The sequence below is a fragment of the Acidilobus sp. genome, assembly GCF_049973875.1.
GTDB lineage: Archaea > Thermoproteota > Thermoprotei_A > Sulfolobales > Acidilobaceae > Acidilobus.
This window is the reverse complement of record NZ_JBMFJI010000061.1, coordinates 1-2702: the sequence shown is the minus strand read 5'-3', so window position 1 is coordinate 2702 and position 2702 is coordinate 1. Positions and strand designations below refer to the sequence as shown.

4 protein-coding genes are annotated in these 2702 nt (G+C 46.9%); 2 read left to right on the top strand and 2 right to left on the bottom strand.

The features are described from left to right. Positions 1-473 (bottom strand): hypothetical protein (locus ACP5H1_RS08275; protein ID WP_427974001.1); only part of this gene is annotated, 473 nt, incomplete at its 3' end. A 49-nt stretch (positions 474-522) separates the two neighbouring features. On the opposite strand from ACP5H1_RS08275, the gene ACP5H1_RS08270 reads away from it, so the two are divergent. Next, complete coding sequence (locus tag ACP5H1_RS08270; RefSeq protein ID WP_427973999.1) at positions 523-1176, top strand: hypothetical protein; 654 nt, start codon at positions 523-525, stop codon at positions 1174-1176. Between the two features lie 200 nt (positions 1177-1376). On the opposite strand, the gene ACP5H1_RS08265 is transcribed toward ACP5H1_RS08270, so the two are convergent. Beyond that, complete coding sequence (locus ACP5H1_RS08265) at positions 1377-1871, bottom strand: hypothetical protein (protein WP_427973996.1); 495 nt, start codon at positions 1869-1871, stop codon at positions 1377-1379. 633 nt (positions 1872-2504) lie between these two features. On the opposite strand from ACP5H1_RS08265, the gene ACP5H1_RS08260 reads away from it, so the two are divergent. Further along, on the top strand, positions 2505-2702 hold a 198-nt coding region (locus tag ACP5H1_RS08260), incomplete at its 3' end, for a hypothetical protein (RefSeq protein ID WP_427973994.1).

Below are 2702 nucleotides of genomic sequence, written 5' to 3'. Positions count from 1 at the left end.
GTTGATTCGCTTTCCATTCCCTCAATATCAAGCATCTCAAGTGGTATTTGCAGAGTGATCTTATCTTCAACCTTACCTAGCCATATATCCATGGGGGCTGAGTGCGTATCCCTTCTTAACATACTATAATGTATGTAGTAAAGGAGTAGATCCAATCTAAGAATTGGTATTATGGGTTGTGTTGCAAGGAAGTTTCCTTGAATTGATAGGAGCCTGTAAATCTGCAGTAGATAATTAACCTTCGCCGTTACAACTGCCACTGGTTTTAAATCAATGCCTACAACGTTCTCCATTATATGTTCCGCCGATTTAATAGAGTTTATATCGGGTCTCTTTAACTCGTACCATTTTAGTACGGCGTTTATGTAATGTATGCCGAAGGTGAAGGAACCGCAGGTTGGATCTATAAATCTTGGCACCCTTTTGTTACGCTTATAAAATTCATCCATCGCCTCCGCCATATCCTGCTCCAAATCTTTTTAATAAGCACAACCTACATATGTAAACAAGGTAGGTGGTATTTTGGCAGAAGATAGGAAATCAAAGGAAGAAAAGCTAAAGAAAAAAATACTAGAAATGATCCAAGGAAATCAAGTTATTAATGCAACTCAACAGTCCGCGTTGTTAGACCCCCTCCCCCCGAGAGAAAAGGTTATAGGAACATTAGATAACCTGTTTAATTTGAAGAATCGTAGTTTCCGTGTTATTAAGGTTGAAGACCTAGGTAATTATAAGATATATATACAAGTCCCTGGAGGAAAAACCGACTATGATTTCATCGTTTGGCAAGCTATATTTAATAATAGTAATAATATAGTGGAATTAAAAATACCGAAACATGATGATTTAGGCAAAACGTACTTGGAATTGAAGCGTCACGGTCCCATACTTGATGAGTATTTAATTAATGCTACGATTAGGTATATACGTGATAGGTGGCCACTAAATAAGCCGCAAAATAATGTAATAGTTCATTATTTTAAATATTTGAATCAAAATCTTCTTCCAGAGGTTATGGAGTTCTTTTTGGCGCTTAAATGGGTTACTCTTCAGGAAGATGCTAATTACCCTCCGCCAAAATATCTTGGCTCTTTATATACCCTATCAGTTTTTGCAACATTGGAAGTAACAGGAGATTTAAAGACGCTACGTAAAATCATCCGTTTTAAATACTAATACGTTTAACTAGGCTTGTTTTTTTTTTTTGGCATCGTACTAAGCAAATAACACTTTTAATGGTTTCAATATTTATTAGTTTTACTGTTTTATCGTCCTTTCTTCAATACTTAATTGCTGCGACTTTATCATCACAGTAAAGGTGTTATCTTATGGCATTGTCGAGGAGTCTCTTTGACCCGTTACATCTCTTGGCGCCTTCAGGGCGAGGAGGTGAGGTTTATGAACACGAGCTCCCTGGGCAGCGTGAAGCCGTAGCCGCTGGCGTTATAGTACACAGGCGTCAGGTTGCTGAAGTATGCGCTAGCATAGTAGCCCTGCGGCAGGCCATTGTCTATCAAGATCGTGTTTGCGCTGACGGCCACCGAGTAGCTTTGGTACTGGAAGGAGTTGAGGACCCCTGCTACCAGGTCCGCGGCAGCTGCTACCTCCGCCTGGCCAAATATCATTGACATGGTCTCGGTCGCTGACGCTATGGCCGAACCTAGATCAAGGCCTACGCCCAGGGGGGAGCTGGCTCCGTTAACCCCGACCGAGAGGCCAACGAAGGCCTTAGTGAGGGTACTACTAGGGCTCATAGTGGCATAATACGTCAGGTTCGTCGCATAGTCCTGCCATATGACGGGCGCTGGCGTGTTGGGTAGAGGGCAGGTCGAGTTCATGCCAGTCCCGAAGAAGTAGCCTGGCGACTGCATGAACAGCCGCTGCTCGTAGGCCCACCTGCTCAGGTTGACGCACCTGCTGCCAGATATATATTACCGGAGCCTCAGCGCCGTTATCCTCTACTACCTTACCCCCTGTCGTGAACGTAAACGTGACACCCATCAGAGAGGACAGCTTGCTGACCGCCTGGAAAAGCTTCCCTGACTCAGCATCTCCTAGGGCTGACTCGAACTCACTGCCAAGCAGAGTAATTGAGTTCACGCTGAACTGGTCAACCAGCTCGGAAGCATCAAGGATCTCTACGACCGCGTTTGCAGAACCTGACCCGCTAACTGCGCTAGGCTGCGCTACCGCCAGGGCGAGGCCTATGGGAGCCATGCCTGTGTCGTTGGAATACCATGCCAGAACACGGGGGTACTAGGTAATATGGAGGTGAGATAGGCTCAGTGGTTATAGTGGCGCTGGCTGTTGTCGCAGTGGTGCTTTGCGCCGGTGACATCTCACCCAGATTCTTTGTTGCCACCTTAACGCCATTGCCAGAGGTTTCCAGAATAGTCCTGAAGGGACGACCCACCCTCACGCTTATTACAGCTCCCCTGCTACTTAGGGGAAGGCTCAGGTTCAGGGGCTGGTAGATGGGCTGCGCCATAACCTCAACGCTTCCGTTGGGGAGATCCACGGCGTATGAGACCCATATTATTATTGACGGCTCCAGGGAGTACACGACGGCCCTGCCATACCTGTGCACCCAGTCCTCGGCCCAGCCGATCAGCCTCCCCGTACTTATGTTCGCCTGCGGGCCGGTGCCGTTGTACACCGCAATGAACCGCGTCCCATCGGGGGTCGGCGCCCATGCCCACACG

Bases quoted from the DNA above. Each gene is read 5' to 3' on its own strand.
- ACP5H1_RS08265 (WP_427973996.1), bottom strand. From the start codon at position 1,871: ATGCAGTCGCCAGGCTACTTCTTCGGGACTGGCATGAACTCGACCTGC.